Below are 24,025 nucleotides of genomic sequence, written 5' to 3'. Positions count from 1 at the left end.
TGGTATTCCCACCTTCACGGAAATCCGCCCATGATCGATACCGCCAATGCCTTTATCGAGCTCTTCGCGCAACCGGTTCGCAGCGCGGATAGCGGCTCGTTGGCCGGGCTGACCTTTGCCGCCAAGGACAATATCGATGTCGAAGGGCGGATCACCGGCAATGGCAATCCGGTCTGGCGGCGGGCGCATGGCCCGGCGGCGGCGCATGCACCTGTCGTCGCGCGGCTGCTGGCCGAGGGGGCAGTGCTCGCCGGCAAGACGCATATGGATGAATTTGCCTATAGTCTGATGGGCACCAATGCGCATTACGGTACACCGCTAAATAGCGCCGCGCCCGACCGTGTGCCCGGCGGTTCCTCCTCCGGTTCGGCTTCGGCTGTTGGGGCCGGCCTCGTGGATTTCGCGTTGGGGACGGATACGGGCGGCTCGGTGCGGCTGCCGGCCTCCTTCAACGGCATTTTCGGCATGCGGCCCAGTCACGGGGCGATCGACATGGGCGGCGTGGTGCCGCTAGGCCCGGGTTTCGATACGCTCGGCTGGTTTGCGCGCGATGCCGGAACATTGGTTCGTGTCGGCCGCGCGCTCGGCCTTGTCGGCAAGGCAGATTTTACGGTCGCCTGGCTGCCCTCGGATATCTGGACGGGCATCGATCCGGGGCTTGCCGCTTTGCTGCGGCAGGCGGCGGAAAAGATTGCGGCGCGGTTCGGCAAAACAATTGCCAATCCGCTGCCGATCGTCGGGCCGGAAGAAAGATCCGAGGTTTATCGCTTCTGGCAGGGCTATGATGCATGGAAAGCGTTGGGCGGCTGGGTCGAGGCGCATGATGCCGAACTCGGCCCGGATATCGCCTCGCGTTTCGCCGCCGCCCGATCCGTCAGCGATGAGACCTTTGCCAGGGTGGATGCCACTCGCCGCGAGATTGCTGGGGCAATGGACGCAGCCCTTGCTGAAGATCTGGTGATCATCATCCCAACAGCACCAGGCCCTGCGCCACGCAAGGATTCATCGCGTGAGATATTCGAAATCTACCGCCAGCAGGCCCTTGGCCTCCTCTCTATCGCCGGCCATGCCGGCCTGCCGCAGATTTCCATGCCGGCCGGCAAGATGGATGGCGGACCGGTAGGATTGTCGATCATCGGCCGCCGCAACAGCGATGGCGGACTTCTGGAACTTCTGGAAGGGCTGTGAGGCCTATCCCAGCGGTCCCGTCGGCTGCGGGACGATCAGCCCGCCTGATACCCATTTTATCGGCACTCACACCTCCGGCGAAAGGCAGCAGCGGCGAAAGAGCGCCGGCTCGAACCATAAGCTTTGCCCAGAGTTTGTAAGACAGCGAGGACGTGTTTTGCCGCCTCCTCACTTGCAACCACAACCCTGGTTTTCGTCCAATGTAACAATTTGTTGCGCTAAGCCATACAAAAATGGACAAAATTTAATGGCCTTACCAAATTCCTTCGCGACGAGCTGCAAGCTAAAGTCGCGCCTATATCGCACCGGCAGACCATTGAAGCCGGAGCTGTGAAGGAAGGTGTGTTGATGGCTCGGACATTTCGGGTCCTGATGTCGGTAGCAGTGATTGGCGCAGTGGCTTATGGCGCCTATGTGACGCGTGAGCGCTGGCTTGGCAGCGCTGAGCGCCTGCTCGGCTACCAGAGCGCGGCGGCACCCGACGCCCAGGCTGAGGGTGGACGCCGTGGCAACCAGGGCCAGGGTTTTGGCCAAGGCGGCGGACGGCGGCGCGGCAGCCTTTCGCAATTCACCGGTCCGGTTCCAGTGCTGGCGGCGGATGCGAAATCCGCCGATGTGCCGGTTTATATCGACGGCGTCGGCTCGGTGAAAGCGCTGAACACGGTGACGGTTCGCGCTCAGGTTAGCGGCAAGGTGGTCGAAATCGGTTTCGAGGAAGGCCAGGACATCAAGAAGGGCGATGTCATCGCTCGCATCGACGATGCCGTCTATAAGGCCCAGCTTGATCAGGCGATCGGCAAGAAGGCGCAGGATGAGGCGTTGCTGGCCGGCGCGAAACGCGATCTCGAGCGTTTTCAGCGCATGGTGGTGACCGCTTCCGGCACCCAGCAGCAGGTCGATACCGCGACATCCCAGGTGGCGCAATATACCGCGGCGATCCAGTCCGACCAAGCGGCCATCGAAAGCGCTCAGGCGACGCTCGACTATACGACGATCAAGGCGCCGATCGACGGGCGCACCGGCATCCGCAATGTCGATGTCGGCAATCTCGTCAGCGCGTCGGATGCGACGGGCATCGTGACGCTTTCGCAGATCAAGCCGATTTCCGTGCTGTTCTCCATTCCGCAGCAGCAGCTTGGCCGCGTCAATGCGGCGAGCGCGACGGGGACGCTTTCCGTCCAGGCGATTGCAAGCAATGGTCAGACGGTGATCGACAACGGCACGCTGGCGGTGGTCGACAACCAGGTCGATCCGACCACGGGTACGGTGAAGCTGAAGGCCAATTTCCCGAACGACAAGCTGGCGCTGTGGCCTGGCGCCTTCGTCAATGCCCGCCTGCTGGTCGAGACGCTAAAGGGTGTGACGGTCATTCCGACCGCGGCCGTGCAGCGTGGGCCGAACGGCACCTTTGTCTATGTTGTCCGGCAGGATCAAACCGTTTCCATGAAGCCGGTAACAGTGCGCCAGCAGGATGATGTACAAGCTGTCATTGCCGATGGCCTGGCCCCCGGCGACAAGGTGGTGACGACGGGCTTTGCTCGGCTGCAGGACGGTTCGAAAGTGCAGGTTTCCGCCGGAGCCGGCGCGGCCGCGCCGGCTGCAACGACGCCGGCGGTCGATGGGCAGCCGGTTGCCGAAAACGCAGCGCAACCCGATCAGGCTCAAACCAACGGCAATACGGCCGGCGATGGCCGGCGGCCGCATCGCCAGCATAACGGTCAGGGCGGGGGCAACGGCGGTCACCGCAAACACAACGCGGATGGCGCCGGCGGTAATGACGCCAATTCCAACGCCAATAGCGGCGGGGGCGATGCCGCTTCGACCAATCCACCTGCCACGTCAACGCAACAGCAATGAACGTCTCGTCGCTCTTCATCTCCAGGCCGGTCGCCACCTCTCTTCTCGGGGTCGCGGTGCTGCTGGGCGGCATTCTCGGTTATCTTTTTCTGCCGGTGGCACCGCTGCCGCAGGTGGATTTTCCGACGATCCGGGTGACGACGCAATTGCCGGGCGCCGATCCCGATACAATGGCGGCATTGGTGACCGCGCCGCTGGAGCGACCGCTCGGGCAGATCCCATCGCTGGCGTCGATGACATCGTCGAGCGCCTTCGGCATCAGCCAGATCACCCTGCAGTTTGATCTCGGCCGCGATATCGACGGCGCGGCCCAGGACGTTCAAGCGGCGATCAATGCCGCCGGTTCGACATTGCCGCGCACGCTGCCCTATCCGCCGACCTATTCGAAGGTGAACCCGGCCGATACGCCGATCGTCACGCTGGCGTTGCGCTCCAATAGCTATTCGATCCGCGAACTCAGCGATTTCGCCGATACGATGATGGCGCAGCGGCTGAGCGAAGTCACAGGGGTCGGCGACGTCAACATTCAGGGCGGCGTCAAGCCGGCGATCCGCATCCAGGCCGATCTTCCGAGGCTTGCCTCCTATGGTCTGGCACTGGAGGATCTGCGCACTGCGATCACCAATGCCAGCGTTGCCGGCGCCAAAGGCGCGCTCGACGGCACGCAGCAGAGCTTCACGCTTGCCGCCAACGACCAGATCATCGATCCCAACATCTACAAATCCGTCATCGTCGCCTATCGCAACAATGCGCCGGTACAGTTGAAGGACGTCGCCACCGTCGTCGAAGGGCTGGAGAACAACCGTGTGGGCGCCTGGTATCAGGGCCAGCCGGCTGTCATCCTCGACATCATGCGCCAGCCGGGCGCCAACGTCATTCAGACCGTCGAGGGCGTGCAGAAGCAGCTTCCGCGGCTAAAGCAGGCGCTGCCGGCCGGTATCTCACTGGACATCGTCAACGACCGCACCGAGACGATCCGCGCTTCGATCCATGACGTGCAATGGACGCTCGTCATCAGCATCGGCCTGGTTATCCTCGTGGTTCTGTTGTTCCTGAGGACGGTGACGGCGACCTTCATCGCCGGCGTTGCCTTGCCGCTGTCGCTGATCGCGACTTTCGGCGTCATGTGGTTCGCCGGCTTCAGCCTCGATAATCTATCGCTGATGGCACTCACCATCGGTACCGGCTTCGTCGTCGACGACGCCATCGTCATGATCGAGAACATCGCGCGCCATATCGAGGAGGGCGAGAGCCCGATGCAGGCGGCGCTGAAAGGCGCCGGCGAGATCGGCTTCACCATCATCTCGCTGACCTTCTCGCTGATCGCCGTCTTCATCCCGCTGCTGTTCATGACCGGCATCGTCGGGCGCATGTTTCGCGAGTTCGCATTGACGCTGACCATCGCCGTGGTGGTCTCGGCGGTGATCTCGCTGACTTTGACGCCGATGATGTGTGCCCGCATCCTGCGCAGACCTAAGGAGCATCAGCGCGGTTTGCTGGCCGGCGCCGACCACGCCATGGAGCGGTTGATCGAAGGCTATCGCCGCAGTCTCGTCTGGGCGGTGGACCGCAGCGCGCTCATGCTGCTGATCACGGTGGTGACGCTTGCCGCGACGATCGCGCTTTACGTCATTATCCCGAAAGGCTTTCTGCCGGCGCAGGACACCGGCTTGATTACCGCCGTCGTCGAGACGGAACCGACCACCTCCTTCGAAGCGATGAAGCAGACGCAGGAAACGGTGGCCGAGCGGCTCCGTCGCGATCCCGACGTAAGAGGTGTCGTTTCGGTCATCGGCACCAGCGCCAGCAACCTGACGCTTAATACCGGCAATCTCAGCCTCGTATTGAAGCCCAGAAGCCAACGCGTGGCGTCGGCGGCCGATATCATCGACCGCATGCGTGACGAAGTGGCCGATCTGCCCGGCATCCACGTCACCTTCCAGAGCGTGCGCGATATCTCGATCAGCACGCGGGTCAGCCGCGCGCCCTATCAATATACGCTGACCGGTACGGATACGGCGACCGTGGTGGACTGGGCGGAGAAACTGGCGCAGCGGCTGCAGCAAAGCCCGAAGCTGATCGATGTCGCCTCCGAGGTCGAGATGGGCGGCGGCCGCATCTTCGTCAATGTCGACCGAGAAACCGCCTCGCGACTCGGTGTCTCGATGCAGGCAGTCAGTGACACGCTGAACGATGCTTTCGGCCAGCGCCAGATCGCAACGATCTATGGTCAGGCCAATCAGTACCGCGTCATCCTCGAGGCCGCGCCGCAATATCAGTCGGACCCGAAATCGCTCGATAAGCTTTATGTCGCCGGCGCCGGCGATACGCAGGTGCCGCTCAATGCGTTTACGACGGCTTCGTTCATGACGGCGCCGCTGGTCATCAGCCATGACGAACAGTTCCCGGCCGTGACCCTCAGTTTCGATCTCGCCAAGGGTGCGTCGCTCAGCGAAGCCGTTACGGAGGTCCAGGCGGCCGAGCGTGATATCGGCATGCCAAGTACGATCCAACGCAATTATTCGGGCGATGCAGAGGAATTCGCCTCGTCGCTTGCCGGCGAGCCCTGGCTGATCCTGGCGGCTGTTGTGACGATCTATATTGTCCTCGGTCTGCTTTACGAGAGCGCCGTGCATCCCGTGACGATCCTGTCGACCCTGCCGTCGGCGGGCGTCGGCGCGCTGCTGGCGCTGATGCTGTTCGGCCAGGACCTGTCGATCATCGCGCTCATCGGCATCGTGCTGCTGATGGGTATCGTCAAGAAGAACGCGATCATGATGATCGACTTTGCGCTGGAGGCCGAACGCAAGGAGGGGCTGGCGCCGCGCGAGGCTATCCTGAAAGCCTCGATCCTGCGGTTCCGCCCGATCATGATGACGACGCTCGCCGCTCTCTTCGGCGCGCTGCCATTGGCGTTGGCGCAGGGCACAGGAGCGGAGCTGCGCATCCCGCTCGGCATCACCATCATCGGCGGCCTGGTGCTGTCGCAGCTTCTGACGCTCTATACGACGCCGGTGATCTATCTCGCTTTCGAAAGCCTGCGCGCTCGGATCGTCGGACGCCCGACCGGCACGCCGGCTCCGGAACTGGACGAAGTTGCGGGTGGCGGGACATGAACCTCTCCGAGCCGTTCATCAAACGTCCCGTCGGGACGACGCTTCTGGCGATCGGGTTGATGATCCTCGGCATCGTGTCCTATCGTTTCCTGCCTGTTGCAAGCCTGCCGACCGTCGATCTGCCGACGATCGTCGTTTCCGCCAGCCGTCCCGGCGCCGACCCAGCCAGCATGGCGGCAAGCGTCGCAGCTCCGCTCGAGCGGCATCTCGGCACCATCGCCGGCATCACGCAGTTAACCTCGGTCAGTTCGCTCGGATCAAGCAGCATCGTCGCACAATTCGATCTGTCGCGCAGCGTCGACGGGGCGGCGCAGGACGTGCAGGCAGCGCTGAACGCGGCTGCTACCGATCTGCCCGGCGATCTGCCGACCCTGCCGTCCTTCCGCAAGATCAACCCGGCCGCGGCGCCCGTGCTGATCCTGGCGCTGACATCGGACAATGTGTCGCCGAGCGCCATTTATGACGCTGCCGATACCGTGGTGGTGCAGCGCATCTCGCAGGTGGACGGCGTCGGCGGCGTTACCGTCAGCGGCGCGGACCAGCCGGCCGTGCGTGTCAGGCTCGATCCCGACAGGCTCTCCGCCATGGGCCTGTCGCTGGACAGCATCCGCACGGCAATCGTCAATGCCAACGTGCTCGGCCCCATCGGTTCGATCGACGGCAACAGCGCCGCCTTTTCCATTTCCATGAACGGTCAACTGCGGACGCCGGAGGATTATGGCCGGATTATCGTGCACAGCGGCGACGGCACGGCCGTTCGCCTCTCCGATATCGCCACGGTGGAGCCCGGCGTGCGCAACAGCCGCTCGGATGCCTGGTATGACGGCAAACCGGCGGTGCTGCTCAACATCACCAAGGAAGCGGACGCCAACGTCATTGCCGCCGTCGATGGCGTCAAGGCGCTGATCCCCGAATTGCAAAGCCTCATTCCGTCCGGTGTCCACATCGCGGTTCTTTCCGACCGCACCACGACGATCCATGCCAGCGTCACCGACATGCAATGGACGCTGCTCGCCACCATCTGCCTGGTCATGGCCGTGGTCTTCGTCTTCCTACGGCGCGCGACGACCACCTTCGCAGCCGGGGTCACCGTGCCATTGTCGCTCTGCGGCACTTTTGCCGCCATGTGGCTCTTCGGGCTGTCGATCGACAATCTGTCGCTGATGGCGCTCGCCGTGTCCGTCGGCTTCGTCGTTGACGATGCCATCGTGATGATCGAGAACATCTATGCCAATCTCGAAACCGGCATGAAACCGATGCGGGCCGCACTCGAAGGCGCGAAACAAATCGGCTTTACCGTCGTTTCGATCAGCCTCTCATTGCTTGCCGCTTTCATTCCCCTGTTCTTCATGGGCGGTATCGTCGGCCGCTTCTTCCAGACTTTCTCGCTGACGCTCGGTTTCACCATCGTCTTTTCGACCCTGGTGTCCTTGACTCTGACACCGATGATCTGCGGCCACCGGCTGCGGGCGCGCGACATGGAGGCCCAACCAGGCCTGTTCGGCCGGATCATCGAAGGGACGCTCGGCGCGATCACCAGTTTCTACGGCCGGACACTAAAGGCGGTGCTTTATCACCGGGTACTTTCCGTCCTCGTCATCCTCGCTTGCGTCGTCATGTCCGTCTATCTCTATGTCAAGGTACCGAAGGGTTTCATTCCGCAGGATGATACCGGCTTCATCCAGGGCGGCACGCAGGCGGCGACCGATATTTCCTATCCCGCCATGGTCAAGCTGCAGCAGCAGGCAGCCGATATGGTGGTCAGGGATCCTGCCGTCTCCGGTGTCGGCTCGTCCGTCGGCGGTGGCGGTTTTTCCAGTTCGGTCAATCGCGGGCAATTGTTCATTTCGCTGAAGCCGGCATCGGAACGCGTCTCGACGGCCGAGGTGATAGACCGGCTGCGCAAGCAACTGATGGCCATTCCCGGCCTCAGCACATTCCTGTTTTCGCCGGGCGATATCCGCGCCGGCGGCCGCCAATCGCAGTCGCAATATCAGTTCACGCTCTGGGGCGCGAATTACGACGAGCTGGTGGATTGGGCGCCGAAAGTGCTCGCACGTCTGCAGACGTTGCCGGGGCTGACCGATGTCGCCACCGACCGACAGCCGAACGGCTTGCAGGCGACAGTCAACATCAATCGCGGTGAAGCCTCGCGGCTCGGTGTCAGCATTCAGTCGATCGACGCGGCGCTCAACAACGCTTTTGCGCAGCGGCAAGTGTCGACCATCTATACGCAGCGCAATCAATATCGCGTCGTGCTGGAGGCGGATCCCAGCTATGCCCGCGATCCCAATGATATCTCCAAGCTTTACGTGCCAGCGTCGGGTGGCATTCAGATTCCGCTTAGTGCCGTGGCCTCGGTCGACCGGACGCTCGCACCGCTCGTGGTCAATCATCAGGGGCAATACCCGTCCGTGACCATCTCCTACAATCTGGCGCTCAACACGACACTGGAAGCTGCAAACGATGCCATTCAACAGGCAGTGCTGCAAATGCATCTGCCGGATACGTTGCATGCGGATTTTGCCGGCGACGCCGCCAGCATTACGCAATCGACGAGCAGCCAGCCTCTGTTGCTCCTGGCGGCGCTGCTAACGGTCTATATCGTGCTTGGAATTCTTTACGAAAGCCTGGCGCATCCGCTGACGATCATCTCGACGCTGCCATCGGCCGGTCTCGGCGCGCTGCTGGCGCTGGTCATCAGCGGCACGGAACTGACGATCATCGCCTTCATCGGCATCATCCTCCTGATCGGCATCGTCAAGAAGAACGGCATCATGATGGTGGATTTTGCGCTGCAGGGCGAACGCAAGCTCGGCCTGCCATCGGAAGAGGCGATCTATGAAGCCTGCCTGAAACGCTTCCGTCCGATCCTGATGACGACGCTCGCCGCTCTGATGGGCGCCATCCCGCTGATCATCGCCACCGGTCCCGGCGCAGAACTCCGCCGTCCGCTCGGCATCACCATCGTCGGCGGCCTGATCGTCTCGCAGGTCCTGACGCTCTACACGACGCCGATCATCTACCTGATGCTGGCCAAGCTACACAGCAGGTGGTCGACCAAGCAACAAGTACAGACGCCGATATCCTCGACGTCGACTTGAGTAGGCGATAGGGCTGATCAACCGCGATGGTCCCACCGGTTGATGACCGCAATTCCGGTGTCGAGAAAATCCGGCACGTTGCGTGTGGCCAGCGTTGCTCCTCGTGATGCCGCGATGGCTGCATCGAGTATGATTATGGATCAAGTTCGACGGGTCGGCTTGGTTCGCGTGGCGCGATCTCCAATATGACACCGCCAGTTGCAGCCATGCGACGGCGAATTGCCTCCGCCAAATTTGGCTGCCGCTTTTCCGCTGTCGACAACGCCGCCCGTAGGATGTCGCGTGCCTCGTCCTCCATTGACCTCCCATGTGCCGCCGCACGAATGCGCAGTCGCGCCTTTAGATGATCGTCGATATTGCGGATCGTTATGCTGGCCAAGGGTTTTCTCCAGCCATCAATGATTGCATATCAATCGTTGATAGCAGAGTTTTCAAATGGGAGCTTGGCCGTCATCAGGCGGTCGAAACGGAAACTCTTTTGCCATGGCGCTAAGCACCGCGCTCAATCACGATCTTCAGCGCATTGCGGTTGCTGTCCCAATAGGGCAACGCTTTTTCGGCCTCTTCGAAAGGGAAGACCTTCGAGATCAGCGCGTCGGCCTTGTCGCCGATTTCCGCGAGATGGCTGATGACGTTTTGAAAATCGCGCATCAGGGCGTTGCGGGAGCCCATGATGTCGAGTTCCTTCAGGTTGAAGAACTGCGTCTGATAGGTGACCGGCGCCTTGGAGTAGCCGACATAGACGACGCGGCCGCCGAAGCAGGCAAGATCGATGGCCTGGGTGAAGGTGGCGGGCAGGCCGACGGCCTCGAATGCAACGTCCACGCCGTCATCGCCGGTCAGCTCGCTGACCCTGGCGACGACATCCTCGCGGCCTGCGTCGATTGCCTGGACGGCACCGAATTGCTGGGCGAGCGCGCGTTTTTCCTCGCTGAGATCGACGGCGATGACTTCGGCGCCGCGGGCGACGGCGGCGATTAGGACGCCCATGCCGATCATGCCGCAGCCAAGGACGACGACGCGGTCGCCTTTCGCGACCCGGCCACGTTCGACCGCATGAAAGCCGACCGACAGCGGCTCGACCAGCGCCAGATGGTGCGGCGGCAGCGTATCGTTGAGGATCAGCTTTTCAGCCGGCAGCACGATCTCCTCAGCCAGACCGCCATCCTGTTGCACGCCGAGCGTCTTGTTATAGCGACAGGCATTGAGCCGGCCCTTGCGGCAGGAGGTGCACTCGCCACAATTGGTATAGGGCATGACGATGACGCGGCGACCGGGCGCATAGGCGGAATCGACCCCGGGGCCGACGGCGAGGATTTCGCCGCCGATTTCATGGCCCGGAATGCGCGGCAGCTTCACCAGCGGGTTGAGGCCCTTGAAGGTGTTAAGATCGCTGCCGCAAAGCCCGATGTGGCGGACACCGACCCGGACCTGGCCGGCGCCGAGTGGCGCTTCCGCAACATCGTGGAAGCGCGTCATGTTTTCCGCCTCAATCATCAAAGCCCTGATCACCGTATTCTCCTCCCTTAAACTGCCTGCAGATAGCGCTTCTTAGTACGCCGTGTCCGGGGTTGGCTCCGATGCCGTGGCACTTGTCGGCCGTTTCCCGCCCTTGAAGATGCGACGCACGGAGACGAAGAGCAAGGGGATGAAGAAGATGCCGAGCACGGTCGCCGAGATCATGCCGCCCATGACGCCGATGCCGATCGAGTTCTGGCTGCCGGAGCCCGCGCCGTTGGCGATTGCCAGCGGCATGACGCCGAGGATGAAGGCGAGCGACGTCATCAGGATCGGTCGAAGGCGCTGACGGGCCGCCTCCAACGTCGCCGGGATCAGATCCTTGCCGTTCGCCTGCTGCTCGATCGCGAATTCGACGATCAGAATAGCGTTCTTGGCCGCCAGACCGATGGTCGTCAGCAGGCCGACCTTGAAATAGACGTCGTTCGACTGACCGAAAATGGTGGCGGCGAGAAGGGCGCCGAAGATGCCGATCGGAACCGATAGCATGACGGCGAGCGGGATCGACCAGCTTTCGTAGAGCGCCGCCAGCGCCAGGAAGACCACCAGGATGGAAATGGCATAGAGCTGGGTCGCCTGGTTGCCGGAGAGCTTTTCCTGGGCCGAGAGGCTGGTCCATTCGTGCCTGAAGCCCGGCGGCAGGCTTGCCATGATCTGGTCGATCTGGTTCATGGCGTCGCCGGAGGAGACGCCGGGGGCGGCGGAACCCTGGATTTCGACGGCGGACGAGCCGTTATAGCGTTCGAGACGCGGCGAGCCGTAGGTCCATTCGCCCTTGGAGAAGGCGGAGAACGGCACCATGGCGCCATCGGAATTGCGCACATACCAGCGGCCGAAATCCTCTGGCTGCATGCGGAACTTCTTATCCGCCTGGACATAGACCTTCTTGACGCGGCCGCGGTCGATGAAGTCGTTGACATAGGTGCCGCCCCAGGCGGTCGACAGCGTCGTGTCGATGTCGGAAAGCGTGATGTTCAGCGCGCTCGCTTTCTCCTGATCGATGTTCAGCGAATATTGCGGCGTGTCTTCCTGGCCATTCGGGCGGGTGCCGAAGAGCTTCTTGTTCTGTGCTGCCGCGCCGAGCAACTGATTGCGGGCGGCGATCAGCGCGGCGTGGCCTGCGCCGTTGATATCCTTGATGAAGAAATCGAAGCCGCTGGAGCTGCCGAATCCGGGAATGGCCGGCGGCGCCAGCGCGAAAACGCTGCCGTCCTTGATCTTCGAAAAGGCGCCCATGGCGCGGCCGGCGATCGCCTGCGCCTTCGATTGTGGCGTCTTGCGCAGATCAAAATCCTTCAACCTGACGAAAACGATGCCGACATTCTGGCCCTGACCGCTGAAACCGAAACCGGCGACGGCGAATGCGCCTTCGACATAGTCTTTCTCTTTGTTGAGATAATAATCCTTCACCTCGTTGAGCACGGACCAGGTGCGAGATTCCGTAGCACCCGGCGGAAGCTGAATCGCGGTCAAAAGGATGCCCTGGTCCTCATCCGGCAGGAACGAGCTCGGCAGGCGATTGAACAAATAGCCGACGGCGCCGCCGATCAAGACGAACAACAGCAGAAAGACGGCCGCGCGCCGGATCATGCCGTGAATGCCGCTTTGGTAGCGAAGCGTCGCGCGCTCGAAATTGCGGTTGAACCAGCCGAAGGCGCCCCGCTGCTTGGAGCCGTGTTCGGGCTTCTTGAGGATGGTGGCGCAGAGCGCTGGCGTGAGGATCAGCGCGACGATAACGGACAGGATCATCGCCGAGACGATCGTCACCGAGAACTGGCGGTAGATGACGCCGACAGAGCCCGAGAAGAAGGCCATCGGGATGAAAACGGCAGAAAGAACCGTCGCGATGCCGATCAGCGCGCCGGTGATTTCCTGCATCGATTTGATCGTCGCCTCGCGCGGCGAAAGCCCCTCTTCCTCCATCACGCGCTCGACGTTTTCGACGACGACGATCGCGTCGTCGACCAAGAGGCCGATCGCCAGCACCATGCCGAACATCGTCAATGTGTTGATCGAATAGCCGAACAGCGACAGCACGCCGAAGGTGCCGAGCAGCACGACGGGAACGGCGAGCGTCGGGATCAAGGTGGCGCGGATGTTCTGCAGGAAGACGAACATGACGATGAAGACGAGCACGATGGCTTCGAACAGCGTCTTGACCACATCTTCGATCGACAGCTTGACGAAGGGCGTCGTGTCGTAGGGATAGACGATTTCGACATTCGGCGGCAGCGTCTGTCTCAAGCTGTCGATGGTCGATCTCACCGCTTCCGCGGTATTGATGGCATTGGCACCGGATGCGAGCATGACGGCGAGACCGGCCGAGGGATGGCCGTTATAGGTGCTCGACGTCGTATAGCTTTCCGCTCCGAGCTCGACCGTCGCAACATCGTTGAGGCGGACGAGCGAGCCATTGGACTGGCTCTTCAGGATGATGTTGTTGAACTGCTCGGGTGTCTGCAGGCGGCTTTTGGCCGTGACCGTCGCATTGAGCTGCTGGCCCTTGCGCTGCGGCAGCGCACCGAGCTGGCCGGCCGAGACCTGCGAATTCTGCGACTGGATCGCGTTGGTGACGTCGCTGACCATCAACTGGTATTTGGCCAGCTTATCCGGATCGACCCAGATGCGCATAGCATAGCCGGCCCCGAAGATCTGCGTGTTGCCAACGCCTTCGATGCGCTTCAGCGTGTCGTTCAGGGTGCTGGAAACATAGTCGGCAAGGTCGTTGGAATTCAGCTTGCCGTCTTTCGACACGAAGCCCACGACCATCAGGAAGTTCGATGTCGACTTGGAAACGGTGATACCCGTCGACTGCACCGTTTGCGGCAATTGTGCGGTGACGAGTTGCAGCTTGTTCTGCACCTGCATCTGCGCGACGTCGGAATCGGCCTTGTTGGTGAAGGTCAGCGAAATGGATGCCTGGCCTGTCGAGGTCGATGTCGACGTCATGTAGTCGAGATTGTCGATGCCGGTCATGCCCTGCTCTATGACCTTGGTCACCGAATTCTCGACGGTCGCGGCATCGGCGCCGGGATAGTTAGCGTTGATGCTCACCGTCGTCGGTGCGATCTGGGGATATTGCGAGATCGACAACGTCAGGATCGACAGCGCCCCCGCCAGCATGATGACGATGGCGATGACCCAGGCAAAAATCGGCCGGTCGATGAAAAAACGCGACATCGCTCACCTCACTTCTGGGCGCCAGGGGCGGCCTGGGTATCGGTCTTTTCCAGCTTGGCCTGTTCAGCCGGATCTCCGGCCACCTGCTTCACTTCGCCGGTCGCGTCGTCGATCGTGACGGCGGCGACATTGACCTCCTGACCGTCCCGGATGCGCTGGCTGCCTTCCACGACCAGGCGATCGCCATCCTTCATGCCTTCGTTCACCAGCCAGCTATTGCCGATGCTTCGCTGCACTTTCAGCACACGCTGCTGCACCTTGTTGTCGGCGGTGACGAACATTGCCGTCGGTTCGCCCTTGGTGTTGCGGAAGACGGCCCGCTGCGGCAGGAGGTAGCTGTTTTCGGCGACCCCTTCCTCGATGCTGGCGCGAACATACATGCCGGGCAGCAGCACGCGATCCGGATTGGGGAAGACGGCGCGCACGGTGATTGTCCCGACGGTCTCGGCAACCGAGGCTTCCGCAAATTCGAGCTTGCCGGTCTCCTTGTAGTCGGTACCGTCTTCCAGCGTCAGGTGGACCGAGACGTTTTCGCCGTTGGTCTTCAGCCGGCCTTCCTCGACGGCGCGGCGGAATTCGAGCAGGTTGGTGCTCGACTGCGTGACATCGACATTCATCGGATCGAGCTGGCGGATCGTGGTCAGCGCCGTCGTCTGGTCAGCAGTGACCAGCGCGCCGACGGTTACCGTCGAGGCATCGACGCGGCCGCCGATCGGCGCGCGCAATTTGGTGTAATCGAGATTGATGCGTGCGGTCTCCAGCGCGGCCTTGGCGGAGGCGACATCGGCCTGCGCCTGGACGAGGGCCGCCTGCGCAGTGTCGTAATCCTGCTGGCTGACTGCGTTCTGGGCGCTCAAGCCCTTGTAACGGTCCATCTTGGCCTGTGCGCTCGGCACGGCGCCTTCTGCCTTCTGCAGAGCGGCGGCGGCGCTGTCATAGGCGGCCTGATAGGTGGCGGGGTCGATTTCGTAGAGCACGTCCCCCGCCTTGACTTCGCTGCCTTCCTTGAAATTGCGGCTGCGAATGATGCCGCCGACCTGCGGCCTGACTTCCGCAATGAGATAGGCGCTGGTGCGGCCGGGCAGCTCGGCGGTGATTGCAACCGATTGCGGATGCAGCGTCACGGCGCTGACTTCGGTCTTGACGGCTGGAGCATTGTTTTGAGCTGTCTTCTGCTCGTTGCAGCCGGCGAGCAGCAACGTAGCGCCGATGCCTGCTGCGATCAGGGAGATCCGTGTGGCTGGGAGGCGTTCGGATGCCGCCGGACGTACGAATACACGGGTAGAAGAGGCGAGCTTTCCCACGTTGCTATTTCCCATTGTCTTAATTACAGTACCAATTAGTACGGAAAATATTGGCATCGCTATAAATGTCAATCTCATTTGGCTTTTTTGAGGTTAAGATGGAAGCGCGGACGGAGGCGAGAAGAAGAAACACGGATCAAACCGCCGCTCGCCGCCCGCGCGGTCGTCCGAAGACGGCGAGTGACGACGCAAAGCGCGCAGAGATCGTTGCCGAGGCCCGCGCGACATTTCATGAGCTCGGCTATGGCGGCACGATCATGGACCTCGTCGCGGCGCGATGCAGAATTTCCAAGCAGACCCTCTATCGCTTGTTTTCGAGCAAAACCGAGCTTTTCATGGCGATTATCGCCCAGCATCGCGCCTCGATGCTGGCCCTGCCGCGCGATCCCGACGAAAATCTGCCGCTCGACGAGGCGCTGGAACAGATTTTCATGATCGATATCGATGAAGCGGCGGAGCGGGACCGTGAGGCCTTTATTCACTTTGCCGTGAACGAAGCGCAGCAGTTCCCCGAAATGGCATCACTGTTGCGTACGCACGGCGCCGAACAGTCGCGGCAAATGCTGGCCGATTGGCTCCGCCTGCAGCAGAAACGCGGTCTGATCGACATTGACGACGCCATCAGCGGTGCGCGCATGCTGATGAATATGATCTTCGGCGCGATGATCTCGCATCCCGGCAAGCTGAACGACTGGCCCGACCGCGAAACCCGCCTGCGGCACTTACGTCAGTGCATCGCAATCTTCGTGGCGGGTGTGCAGCCGCATCGGAAGCTGTGATAGGATTCAGTCTTGAAAGCAGCCGCGCTCGTTTCGAGATCACGCTCCAGCTAAAAGAGCAATGCCGGCATGGCTCCGAAGAACCATACCGGCATCTTTCTCCGGCCCCCCGCCAGAAATCCGAGAAACTGCGCCTAGTGTGCAACAGCCCTATTCACTTTGTCCATACCCTCTTCGAAAAGCGGCATCTGCAGTCCGTTTGCGTACATTTCCTGCAATACGGCACCGAGTGCGAGATCAAGGCACCAGACCGGGAATTCGGCGTTCATGCTCTTGGCGCTCTGGCGCGCATAGGTGATCAACCGTGCGATAGACGCCAGTTCTTTCAGTGAATCCGAATCGTGGTGTGCCATTTCGATAGGAAGTATTGCTGTCATTTCACGCCCCTTTGACCTCAGTTCCTGGAGAACTAGATACTCATCGCCAGGAACATGAGCAGACGTTAACCCAAGTCGCACGTCTTGGCGCGTGACATACAGCGTGACACGAGGTGAGATTGCACACGGTTTTTACGGTGCAATTTCAAGGCGGTGGAAGGCGAAGCGCCATAAACTGTTGGCCTTGAAGGTCCAATCGCGCGGCGGTTGCTGCGGTTCGTCGGGCCAGTCGGAGATCGCACGGAGCAATTCCAGGCCATCGATGCGCTTCTGGTTGACCGCATTGGCGCGCAGCAGATCGAAAATTACTTGCCGGCGCGCCGGATCCGGAAGGTCAGCGGTTTGCGCCAGGGAGCGATAGGTCAGCGATTTGAAGAACATGGTTTCGGCGCGCGTCTGCAGTGCCGCCTGTTCGGCTTTGCTGATCGCTCCGGTTTCAGCCAAGGCGCGCAACGTTGCCTGCACGTTGACCAGCGGTTCGCTGAGCGGAAGGTGTCCGAGCTCGGCCGGGCCATGGATCTGCGCCACGGCGGAGTCGTCTGCAACCGCACCGGAGGCATAGGCCTCAAAAATGCGGCCGATGCCGACCATGCCAAAAGCGGCGCATTCGGCAGCCCGCAGTGCGCCCATACTGGCCGCACCATAGACGCGGACGCCTTTCGATAGGGCAAAGAGGATTTCCTTGTGCCAGACAGGCGCGACATTTTCGAAAAGTCCGTCGATCAGGCCGATGACATTGGCTCCCTCTTCCATGGCGCCGACGATATCGCCCTGCTGTGCCGGCGGGCGTAGGGCGATAGCGGGATCGACGATCTCGGCGGCATCGGGAAGCGTGGGGCCGACGAATAGGATCTTCATAGCAGTTGCAACGTTTTCGAGATGGCGCGATAGCCGAAGCGGCGCTTGCGGTCCCCGGGCGGATTTTCCAGTTGCGGCACGATAAGCTTGGCGACGGCAAAGGGAAGCGAGCCGTCGGCAAGGGAAACGGCAATGGCGGACGTGATGCCTGCCTGGCGCAGTCGGTCGATGGTCAGGCGCAAGAGCGCCTCGGCACCATAGGGTAAGGCTTCGTCCGGTCTCGCCGCCGGCTTGGGCAGCGCCTCAAAACAACGGCGGATGCTGTCCGGCAATTCGCGGGTGAAATCTTCCGGATGAATATCGTCCCGGGCGCCGCTGATGAAGGTGAGGCGCGATTGCGCCGCCTCCGTGACAGCGCGGATCGCCGCACGCACCGGGGAGGGATGGGCACCGCAGCCCATGGTCACGTCGATATAACGGACATGCTTTGCCCGGGTTATTTCGAGCGGGCCGAGAAAGGCGGTGAAGGCTGGCATTTTCACATCGCTTGTCATGTCGAACAGCTTGAGCGTCAGATCGGCGTTCCCGATCTTTCGGAGCAATTCGTTCAACAGCGGATCGGCAAGCGAAGCGGGATCGACGCAGGCGTCCATACGCAGGGCTGGCTCGGAAACATCCCACAGTTCCTTGGCGTCCCGCTCGATGCGTTCAAGCAGGCCGTGCAGGATGGCCTCGGTCAGCACATTGCCGGAGGCGAGGCCATCGGAGGACTGCCAGAAGCGAGCGTTGCGAGGCGTTCGATCGAGCGTGATGGCGCCGAAGGGAATCCAGACGTTTCGATCGGCGATGAGATCGTGACCCTCAGTCCAGACGATTTTCTCGTCATCGTCAATGTCGGTTTGGCCGCTGGCAATGAGAGACGGGAGCGGATCAGTATGCTGTCCTTTGGCCAAGAGCTCCCGTTGACTGGCAGAGATCGTCTTGACCGCGGGGGCGCCGGCCACCATTCGTTCCAGCGCCTCCATGGCCGCGGAAACTTTGGCGTCGAGATCGGTGATGCCCTTGCCGTTGTTGATGACGATCGACTTGGCATTCGGGCTGACGGCCTGCCAGACCGGAATGCCGATGCGATCGAGCCCCGTCAGCCGGCCAAGGCGGGTGATGCCATGGCCGGCGAGACAGGGTTCGATGCGACGGTACGTTTCTTCGGCAGTGCAGACGCGATCCGAATAAAGCGAAGCGGCCGCAACGTCCCGCTCGCCGGAATTCCGTGCCAGGAATTGGGCGAGAGACAGGGACAGGTCTGCCGTCACGATATCAGCCGTCAAATACGCCGCTCGCGGCCTTCTCGGCGCCTCCGACGGCAACGGCCAGGTTGACCCCCTTGACGATGGTTGCCCCGGACTGGCGCAGCTGATCGGCGGCGTGGAGTGCGCTTTGCGCTTGCGGCGCCAGTGGCGTGACTGTGCCGGCCTGGGTGTCGGCGAGGTAAAGTTGCGGATCGCCCGGGATGCCGATTACGACGTGTGCCATCTCTAAATCTCCAATTTGATCGATAGTTAAGAACGAGCTGAGGAAAAATGTGAATTGGGGGTTATTGGCGCCTAACTAAAGCCTGCGCGTTTTAGCCCTTCCCTATAATGTTCCTTCTGCCATTGCTCTCGCATGGGTACGACGGAAAGCCACTTGTCGACCTCGAATTCCGGATAGGTTTCCTTGACCTTGCGCACGAGGCGTTTCGCCTTGCGTGTGTCGCCCGCCATGCCAGCCACTGCGGCGGCGAGCCGCGCAGCGGGCGCGGAATCGCCCATGCGGTCGATATAGCTCGCAGCCTGATCATACTGTTCAAGAAAGTAGCTGGCTCCGGCCGCCGTCCAGTAATAGAAGTCCGGGCTCATCGGATTGAGCTTGATGGCACGCTCCATCTTCTCCAGAGCCCTGCCGGGCTGGGAGGCATGAACCAGCGCGTCCGCATAATCCGTGATGATATCGGCATGATGTGGGCTGATGGTCTCGGCGAGTTCAAAGGAATTGAGGCTTTCGTCGAAGTCGCCCTGAAAGAGTTTTGCAGCGGCAAATTCACGATAGCCGTTGGCGAGATCCTGGCCCGTGGCGATCGCCTTGCCTGCCTCTTCCTCGATGCGCTTCAGCAGGTCCGCATCACCGCGCGCCGTCAAAAACCACTCGAGATGATAGGTGCGCGCCATGCCGCTTAGGGCCGGCGAGAAATAGGGGTTTTCCTTTAAAGCCGCCTGAAATGCCTTGCGGGCACGGCGGATGTCGGGCAGGCCGAGATTTTTCAGATATCGCTGGCCGAGCAGATACTGGTGATAAACGACCGGGTTGCGCTCGAAGTAGTCGCGGGAAAATTCGTTGCGCTCGACGTAGCTGGCGACAAACGCCACGATGCGTTGCGCGATTTCGCGATGCTGGTGCGGGAGAGCTTGAGCTTCCATGCTGAAGCGCTCCGCCCAGATGACTTCATCATTACCGGCGTAAATTAATTGCGCGAAAAGCCAGTAGGCACTGCCGTCGAAACTCAGCCTGGTGTCCAGCATATAATTGATGCCGTATTTTTCGAGCATTGCCGCGCGATCGAAGTGAAGGGCGATCTTTTCCGCGGTGTAGTGCGCCACCATAGTCACTGTCTTCAGCACGCAAAGGCCGACGGTGATATCTTCGAGCAGCGCCGATGAGAGAAAGATCGCCGCTTGGTGGTTACTGGCCGTGTTCACCGGCGGCAGCAGCGCGAGCTTGGGCGGCCCGCGGCGCTCGGGCGGAACGATTTCCACCTGTGGACCTGGCACCTCTCGAAGCTGCGGTGCGACGCTGCGCTGGCGTTCGAACAAGCGCCGCGCAACGCTGAGGGTCTGAGGGTCGGGGTCGGCGGGCAATTCGCCCCAGCGATATTTTCTGCGGCTCTCGAAAATGTGGCGAGCGCTTTCAAGCTGGGGTTCGCCGGCATAGGTCTCTCCCAGTATCTGGTAGATCGTCTCGTCTTCGGGATGAGCCTCGAAGAGCCGCAGCGCCGCCTCCTTGACGATGGTGGGGTCGGCATCTTTGCTCATGGCCGCGATGGCATCGCGCAGCGTCGTGAGCATCTGTGTCTTGATGCGATCGCGCTGTACGTGCAGCCACATGCGGGCCTGGCCACCGATGACTTCGGTGCGGGCGAGAAAATCCCAGCGGCCGAGTTGCAACAATTCTTCCAGCGCGGTGTGGGGATCGGTTTGCGACCCCGCGTTCAGCAGCGCGAGATCACTGGTGAAGGCTTGGACATTCACGCTGACGGTCGCCTGCTCGATCACGAGCAGTGCTATTCCGAGTTCGTCCTGCCGGTTTTTGACCCGCGACAAGGTCTGCCGCAGATTGGCGAGTGCCTTATCTAAGGGAATGTCGCCCCAAAGAAATTCCGCAAGCTCCGCACGGGTTTTTTTCTGCGCGAGGCTCGTCAGCAGAAAGCAGGTCGACAGTAGGCCTTTTTCGGGAAAAGGCACCGTCGAGCCCGTTCCGTCCACGAGACGCAGGTCTCCGAATGTCAGCAGCCTGAAATCCATACATCCCCACTGCATTTAGCAGCGTCCGGTATCGCAAACCGCGCTTTCCGGTATCGCTTGCGATCACCAACATCATGTGTGATCACAGGTGTCATCTACGATTTGTGAATTTCACACTACGATGACTGCTATCCCATCGCAATCGCTGGAACATCCTTGTTTCGGATGAATCGCATGAAAGCGGGAGAAATGCCCCAAATTCAAAATTTGGAGCCATCCGTAAGCGTTCGAATAACGCGCCGCGGTCAACCGCATTCTGCGACTGCGGATACCGCGATCGTCGATGTGGGAGCAATCTGCCCTTCGGTCGTGATCCGCGCCTCACCCATTTTTCATAGGGCGAGGCATGGAGATCAGTTTCTGAGGCCGAAAGGAACTTCCGCCGCAGGCGGCGCATGCATCGCTGCGGGCTCGGAGGCGTTGGCCAGCGACTTGATGAGCATCAGCACGGATTGGCGGACGCTGGGATCGTTGATCTTCATGAAGGCCTTGTTGAGGCTGAGACCTTCCTTGGACGTCAGAAAATCGGACAGATCTTCCAGGCCACTGATCGCGCCCAGCCCTTCCGTCGTCAGCGGCTGCGAATTGTCCTGCTGAAAGAAGAAAGCGACAGGGACAGCCAGAACCCCTGCGATCGCCTGCAATCGGCTAGCGCCGATGCGATTGGTGCCTTTTTCGTATTTTTGCACCTGCTGAAAGGTAACGCCAATCTGTTCGGCGAGCCGTTCCTGGCTCATGCCGAGCATGAGCCGGCGCATGCGCACGCGTGAGCCCACATAGGCGTCAATCGGGTTTGGTACTTTTGCACTCACTGCGCAGTCTCCTCATTCGAACGGGGGCACCCCAGCGGGCGCCACCTTACAGATGCCTGGGGAGGAGGCAAGAACACGTCCCCAATCTGCCCGTTCAGTGTGTATTAAATATCGATAATTTTCAACCAAAAGTCCTGACGCAGAGCTTTTCTTCGAACGTCGGAAAGATAAACGGCAGAAAAGAAGCGTCGCGTCAATGTGGATTAAAGACTGAGGACGATCTGCAATTGTATAGGCGACACTTCGGATTATCCTTGGTGGGTACGCTTGCGGGCGCAGCATAATGGCCGGTTCCGCACTGTCCATCGCTGGCTACGAAGCGGTCATAGAGCACCACATTGCCGCTCCTCGATGGATAACGCAGCAGCACCGCGTGCTCCCGCGAAATTATCTGCTGCACCGATGCGCAGGTTTGGCCGAGTGAATCATAGCGCGAGATCGCCAAAGCCGGATCGGCGAGAATGGTTGTAAACGGAAGCAGAGCGGCTGCCATTGTTTTCATGGATCGTTCCCCAATCGACATAACTGACGTTAAATGGAAGCTCTGTTTTCTACCGGCGCGGCAGCCGGTTTAGCACACGCCATCTCCTATCGGTGAGCTTAATATGGAGGCCGCTGGGCGTCGCATTTCCTCCACCGAACTTTTCTTACTTCACGTAGCGTTAGTCTTTTCAAGTATGCGGATAGGGAAATTACCCATTCCCGGGTTGAGTGGAGTGAGGCTGACAGTAAAAATTTTTTGCTCGAAAGTTTATTTTACGGAGAGCGACTCGTTTATATTTCTTATTATAGAATCAACGCTCTAGCGTAATACGCAAGCGTCCAATCCACTCACGGTTGAGCGACAGAACCAAAATTGGTCGGAATCGCGTCTTGACCCTATTATATTAGATGGTCTTAATGCCCATCGTCCGGTCGTGCCCGCGCCCGGACAAGTTGCTGGAGTCTTAGGCCCGCTGCACCAAGAACAGCGGGTCCTTTTTCCGCTTTCATTTTTGATTTTTGCGGGGCCCGCCATGCCAACACAGCAGGGGGGTCAGCGAGCCCCGGCCGTCCAAGCACGGCGGCCCGACGATCCACCAGAACTCCGCTGACGTCCACAAACTCCTGCTTTAATTGCCGATGATGCAACTCGCACAAGCATTGTAAATCGCCGGTACTCGCAAATATTTGCATTGGGAACTCGGAAAGCTTTTCGAGCTCAGAAGGGCCTGCGGGCAGCGGTGAGAAAAAATCGCAACGCAGTCCGGCGAAATTTCCACTGAAAGCTTACTGAAAGGTTGCCTGCGCTAGGCTCGTGAAGCTTCGTGGAGGAAGCATATGCTTGCGCGAACATGTGACGCAGGCATGTTAACAGGAGGAGACATTCATGCGTTCATCGCGCGCGCTTTTTCATACAGTAGCCCTTTCTCTCGTCATGACCGCCACATCTCTCGGTGCGACAGCAGCGCATGCCGCCGATAAGATCTCCATCATGGTGGGCGGTTATGAAAAGCAGATCTATCTGCCGGCCAAGCTTGCGGAAGGCCTTGGCTACTTCAAGGACGAAGGTCTCGATGTCGAGCTTCTGAACGAGCCGGCGGGCGTCGACGCGGAAAACGAAATGCTTGCCGGCGCTGTCCAGGGCGTCGTCGGTTTCTACGATCACTGCATCGATCTCCAGGGCAAGGGCAAATTCGTCGAATCCGTCGTGCAATTCAGCCAGGCGCCGGGCGAAGTCGAGCTGGTGTCCAGCAATCATCCGGAAATCAAGTCGCCCGCGGATTTCAAGGGCAAAAGCCTCGGCGTTACCGGCCTCGGTTCCTCCACCAACTTCCTGACGCAATATCTGGCGGTCAAAAGCGGTTTGAAGCTTGGTGAATTCACCTCCGTCCCGGTCGGAGCCGGTCAGACCTTCATCGCCGCCATGCAACAGAACGCCATCCAGGCCGGCATGACGACCGAGCCGACGGTCTCGCGGCTGCTGAAGACCGGCGAGGCCAAGGTGCTCATCGACATGCGCACGATGGACGGAACGAGGGCCGCTCTTGGCGGAACCTATCCTGCCGCATCTCTTTACATGCAGGAGTCGTGGGTCAAGGATCACAAAGAGGAAGTGCAGAAGCTTGCGAACGCCTTCGTCAAGACGCTGCACTTCATCAATACCCACTCCGCTGCCGAGATCGCAGACAAGATGCCGAAAGACTTTTATGTCGGCGACAAGGAAGGCTACGTGAAGGCGCTCGAAAACGGCAAGGCGATGTTTACGGCTGATGGTGTGATGCCGGAAGATGGTCCGAAGACGGTTCTCGCCGTGCTCTCCGAGTTCTCCAAGAATGTTCAGGGCAAGACGATCGACCTGTCGAAGACCTATACGACGGAATTCGTCAAGAACGCCAAGTAAGGCGCTCCATTGCGCCGCCGGCAAATGCCGGCGGCGGTCAGAAAAAAATCCC

Annotated in this window: 17 protein-coding genes; 6 read left to right on the top strand and 11 right to left on the bottom strand. The window is 60.6% G+C overall.

All coding sequences use genetic code 11. From position 1 onward, the window contains the following. The first annotated feature begins 30 nt into the window (after positions 1-30). From K290_RS0108120 to K290_RS0108105, 4 genes are all read left to right on the top strand, one after another. Positions 31-1,188 carry an amidase gene (locus K290_RS0108120; RefSeq protein ID WP_028751444.1) on the top strand — a complete coding sequence of 386 codons (1,158 nt, stop codon included), beginning with the start codon at positions 31-33 and terminating at the stop codon, positions 1,186-1,188. A 348-nt stretch (positions 1,189-1,536) separates the two neighbouring features. Then, a complete protein-coding gene (locus K290_RS0108115; protein ID WP_028751443.1) occupies positions 1,537-3,045 on the top strand; it encodes an efflux RND transporter periplasmic adaptor subunit in 1,509 nt (502 codons plus the stop codon). Next, positions 3,042-6,161, top strand: coding sequence for an efflux RND transporter permease subunit (locus K290_RS0108110; protein ID WP_028751442.1), 3,120 nt, complete (start codon positions 3,042-3,044; stop codon positions 6,159-6,161). Before K290_RS0108115 ends, K290_RS0108110 begins: the two co-directional genes overlap by 4 nt. After that, positions 6,158-9,265 (top strand): efflux RND transporter permease subunit, encoded by a 3,108-nt coding sequence (locus K290_RS0108105; RefSeq protein ID WP_028751441.1) that lies wholly within the window; start codon positions 6,158-6,160, stop codon positions 9,263-9,265. The genes K290_RS0108110 and K290_RS0108105 overlap by 4 nt, the downstream gene beginning before the upstream one ends. A 133-nt stretch (positions 9,266-9,398) precedes the next feature. Here K290_RS0108105 and K290_RS0108100 read toward each other — a convergent pair whose 3' ends face one another. The 4 genes from K290_RS0108100 to K290_RS0108085 form a co-directional block, all read right to left on the bottom strand. After that, entirely contained in the window at positions 9,399-9,644 is a 246-nt protein-coding gene (locus K290_RS0108100) for a FitA-like ribbon-helix-helix domain-containing protein (protein ID WP_028751440.1), read from the bottom strand. A gap of 110 nt (positions 9,645-9,754) precedes the next feature. Continuing rightward, complete coding sequence (locus K290_RS0108095) at positions 9,755-10,777, bottom strand: zinc-binding alcohol dehydrogenase family protein (protein ID WP_028751439.1); 1,023 nt, start codon at positions 10,775-10,777, stop codon at positions 9,755-9,757. Between the two features lie 39 nt (positions 10,778-10,816). After that, the gene (locus K290_RS0108090; RefSeq protein ID WP_028751438.1) at positions 10,817-13,963 is read right to left on the bottom strand and encodes an efflux RND transporter permease subunit; all 3,147 of its coding nucleotides are present in this window, start codon (positions 13,961-13,963) and stop codon (positions 10,817-10,819) included. Positions 13,964-13,971: 8 nt separating this feature from the next. Next, entirely contained in the window at positions 13,972-15,267 is a 1,296-nt protein-coding gene (locus K290_RS0108085) for an efflux RND transporter periplasmic adaptor subunit (RefSeq protein ID WP_037135110.1), read from the bottom strand. Between the two features lie 98 nt (positions 15,268-15,365). Between K290_RS0108085 and K290_RS0108080 the strand changes: the two genes are divergently transcribed. Then, positions 15,366-16,046, top strand: a complete 681-nt coding sequence (locus K290_RS0108080) for a TetR/AcrR family transcriptional regulator (RefSeq protein ID WP_028751436.1) — start codon at positions 15,366-15,368, stop codon at positions 16,044-16,046. 134 nt (positions 16,047-16,180) lie between these two features. Here K290_RS0108080 and K290_RS0108075 read toward each other — a convergent pair whose 3' ends face one another. The 7 genes from K290_RS0108075 to K290_RS0108045 form a co-directional block, all read right to left on the bottom strand. After that, positions 16,181-16,423, bottom strand: a complete 243-nt coding sequence (locus tag K290_RS0108075) for a hypothetical protein (protein ID WP_028751435.1) — start codon at positions 16,421-16,423, stop codon at positions 16,181-16,183. A gap of 132 nt (positions 16,424-16,555) precedes the next feature. Beyond that, on the bottom strand, positions 16,556-17,281 hold the full coding sequence (locus tag K290_RS0108070; protein ID WP_028751434.1) for a TfuA-like protein: 726 nt from the start codon (positions 17,279-17,281) through the stop codon (positions 16,556-16,558). Then, positions 17,278-18,498 carry a YcaO-like family protein gene (locus K290_RS0108065; RefSeq protein WP_051263967.1) on the bottom strand — a complete coding sequence of 407 codons (1,221 nt, stop codon included), beginning with the start codon at positions 18,496-18,498 and terminating at the stop codon, positions 17,278-17,280. The genes K290_RS0108070 and K290_RS0108065 overlap by 4 nt, the downstream gene beginning before the upstream one ends. A gap of 40 nt (positions 18,499-18,538) precedes the next feature. After that, positions 18,539-18,754, bottom strand: coding sequence for a hypothetical protein (locus K290_RS0108060; protein ID WP_028751432.1), 216 nt, complete (start codon positions 18,752-18,754; stop codon positions 18,539-18,541). 71 nt (positions 18,755-18,825) lie between these two features. Further along, complete coding sequence (locus K290_RS0108055) at positions 18,826-20,778, bottom strand: AfsR/SARP family transcriptional regulator (protein WP_028751431.1); 1,953 nt, start codon at positions 20,776-20,778, stop codon at positions 18,826-18,828. Positions 20,779-21,131: 353 nt separating this feature from the next. After that, positions 21,132-21,590, bottom strand: coding sequence for a helix-turn-helix domain-containing protein (locus K290_RS0108050; RefSeq protein WP_028751430.1), 459 nt, complete (start codon positions 21,588-21,590; stop codon positions 21,132-21,134). 193 nt (positions 21,591-21,783) lie between these two features. Further along, on the bottom strand, positions 21,784-22,092 hold the full coding sequence (locus tag K290_RS0108045; RefSeq protein ID WP_028751429.1) for a hypothetical protein: 309 nt from the start codon (positions 22,090-22,092) through the stop codon (positions 21,784-21,786). An 867-nt stretch (positions 22,093-22,959) separates the two neighbouring features. Between K290_RS0108045 and K290_RS0108040 the strand changes: the two genes are divergently transcribed. Further along, positions 22,960-23,973: an ABC transporter substrate-binding protein gene (locus K290_RS0108040; protein WP_028751428.1), complete on the top strand. Its 1,014-nt coding sequence runs from the start codon at positions 22,960-22,962 to the stop codon at positions 23,971-23,973. Positions 23,974-24,025: the final 52 nt, after the last annotated feature.

The organism is Rhizobium leucaenae USDA 9039 (assembly GCF_000426285.1).
GTDB classification, from domain to species: Bacteria; Pseudomonadota; Alphaproteobacteria; order Rhizobiales; family Rhizobiaceae; genus Rhizobium; species Rhizobium leucaenae.
Note: the sequence above shows the minus strand (reverse complement) of the source record. Positions and strands in the feature narration are given on the sequence as shown.

Bases quoted from the DNA above. Each gene is read 5' to 3' on its own strand.
- K290_RS0108120 (WP_028751444.1), top strand. From the start codon at position 31: ATGATCGATACCGCCAATGCCTTTATCGAGCTCTTCGCGCAACCGGTT.
- K290_RS0108115 (WP_028751443.1), top strand. From the start codon at position 1,537: ATGGCTCGGACATTTCGGGTCCTGATGTCGGTAGCAGTGATTGGCGCA.
- K290_RS0108110 (WP_028751442.1), top strand. From the start codon at position 3,042: ATGAACGTCTCGTCGCTCTTCATCTCCAGGCCGGTCGCCACCTCTCTT.
- K290_RS0108105 (WP_028751441.1), top strand. From the start codon at position 6,158: ATGAACCTCTCCGAGCCGTTCATCAAACGTCCCGTCGGGACGACGCTT.
- K290_RS0108090 (WP_028751438.1), bottom strand. From the start codon at position 13,963: ATGTCGCGTTTTTTCATCGACCGGCCGATTTTTGCCTGGGTCATCGCC.
- K290_RS0108080 (WP_028751436.1), top strand. From the start codon at position 15,366: ATGGAAGCGCGGACGGAGGCGAGAAGAAGAAACACGGATCAAACCGCC.
- K290_RS0108075 (WP_028751435.1), bottom strand. From the start codon at position 16,423: ATGACAGCAATACTTCCTATCGAAATGGCACACCACGATTCGGATTCA.
- K290_RS0108070 (WP_028751434.1), bottom strand. From the start codon at position 17,281: ATGAAGATCCTATTCGTCGGCCCCACGCTTCCCGATGCCGCCGAGATC.
- K290_RS0108060 (WP_028751432.1), bottom strand. From the start codon at position 18,754: ATGGCACACGTCGTAATCGGCATCCCGGGCGATCCGCAACTTTACCTC.
- K290_RS0108055 (WP_028751431.1), bottom strand. From the start codon at position 20,778: ATGGATTTCAGGCTGCTGACATTCGGAGACCTGCGTCTCGTGGACGGA.
- K290_RS0108045 (WP_028751429.1), bottom strand. From the start codon at position 22,092: ATGAAAACAATGGCAGCCGCTCTGCTTCCGTTTACAACCATTCTCGCC.
- K290_RS0108040 (WP_028751428.1), top strand. From the start codon at position 22,960: ATGCGTTCATCGCGCGCGCTTTTTCATACAGTAGCCCTTTCTCTCGTC.